This window comes from Megasphaera sp. AF13-6AC, assembly GCF_027685385.1.
Lineage (GTDB): Bacteria > Bacillota > Negativicutes > Veillonellales > Megasphaeraceae > Megasphaera > Megasphaera micronuciformis.
In genome coordinates, this window is sequence record NZ_JAQCUN010000201.1 from 1 (window position 1) to 1,646 (window position 1,646).

Below are 1,646 nucleotides of genomic sequence, written 5' to 3' on the forward strand. Positions count from 1 at the left end.
AAACGAATGCCTACTATTTTACCGCCTATGACCGTAAACGAGTCTTTAGAGGTTACGAGAATTTACAGTGTAGCCGGTATATTGAACAAGGCAGGTCGCATTACGGAAAGGCCCTTCAGAAGTCCCCATCACACCGTATCTGCAGCAGGTCTTATAGGAGGAGGTTCCGTGCCTAAGCCGGGAGAGGTGACACTAAGTCATAACGGCGTTCTCTTTTTGGACGAATTGCCCGAGTTTTCTCGTTCCGTTCTTGAAGTATTGCGCCAACCACTGGAAGACGGTGATGTGAGAATCGTGCGTGCACGGGCTTCTTTAGCCTATCCGGCATCCTTTATCCTTATTGCGGCCATGAATCCCTGTCCATGTGGTTATTTGCATGATAAAGATCACGTTTGTACTTGTTCGGCCGGAGAAATCAGAAAATATGTACGTAAAATTTCAGGGCCGTTATTGGATCGCATCGACTTGCATGTTACTGTTGAACGCCCTTTATACAGTGAATTATCTTCATCGCAGCGGCAAGAATCCTCTGCGGCTATTCGGGAGCGTGTTACGGCGGCAGCGCACATTCAGGCGATGCGCCTGAAACCGTACGGAATCTTACGTAACGGTTTGATGGGGCACAGAGAGATTCGTGAAACATGTCCGCTTACGAGCGAAGGAAAAGAATTAGCGGCTCGGATTTTCCAACATTTGAAATTGAATCCTCGCGGGTTCGATCGACTCATAAAGGTTGCCAGAACTATTGCCGACTTGGCCGGTTCCGATGTGATTGAAGCTTGCCATATTACGGAAGCGGCTGCTTACAGAGATACGGTACAGCGCCAGTAAGGATGAAGGAAGGGATACTTATAAAACGTGAAGGGGAAAGAGAATGCTTAACGGCTCTGGCGGCTATGCCCGGAACGGGTCCGGGCACCTTGCGTGCTTTATTTGAAAAGTGCGGTACGGCGATGACGATTTGGTATGAAGGGGAAAGGGATGAAAGACTTCCTGAAAAATTCAGGCGAGCCTTGGTAAGCTGGCGCACCATGTATTCATTTGAGCAGATAAAAGAAAATTTAAAAAAATACGAAGCCGTTGTTCTTACGTGGAATGATGAATCTTATCCCGAGCTGCTGCGCTGTACCGTGAATCCGCCGCCTGTATTGTATTGTTGCGGTCGTCTCTTGCAAACGGAAAAGACCGTGGCTCTTGTGGGGTCGCGGAAGGCCGATACGTACGGGTTACGTGCGGCACACAGGTTAGCATGCACCTTGGCTGAGGCCGGTGTAACAGTTATCAGCGGAGGAGCGAGAGGAATTGACACACAGGCACATTTAGGTACCTTGGCGGGTGGAGGAATGACGTGGGTTGTAACGGGAGCCGGTCTGGATAAAACGTATCCGCCGGAAAATGCGGCCTTGTTTCGGAGAATTATCGGAGCCGGCGGTGTCGTTTGCAGCGAATTTCCTTTCGGCACACCGCCTTTGGGGTGTAATTTTCCGGCTCGCAATCGTGTTATCGCCGGCCTTTCTCGAGCCGTAGTCGTAGTGGAAGCGGCCGTGCGGAGCGGGTCGTTGATTACGGCAGACTTTGCCCTTGAAGAAGGGCGTGATGTTTTTTCCGTTCCCGGGTCCGTATACGCACCACTATGCGCCGGTACG

Annotated in this window: 2 protein-coding genes; both read left to right on the plus strand. The window is 50.7% G+C overall.

Going from position 1 to position 1,646, the window contains the following annotated elements; all coding sequences use genetic code 11:
• The coding region (locus PGX78_RS08105) for a YifB family Mg chelatase-like AAA ATPase (RefSeq protein ID WP_270446422.1) at positions 1-831 on the plus strand (831 nt) is incomplete at its 5' end.
• 2 nt (positions 832-833) lie between these two features.
• A partial coding sequence (gene dprA, locus PGX78_RS08110; protein WP_270446425.1) for a DNA-processing protein DprA occupies positions 834-1,646 on the plus strand: 813 nt, incomplete at its 3' end.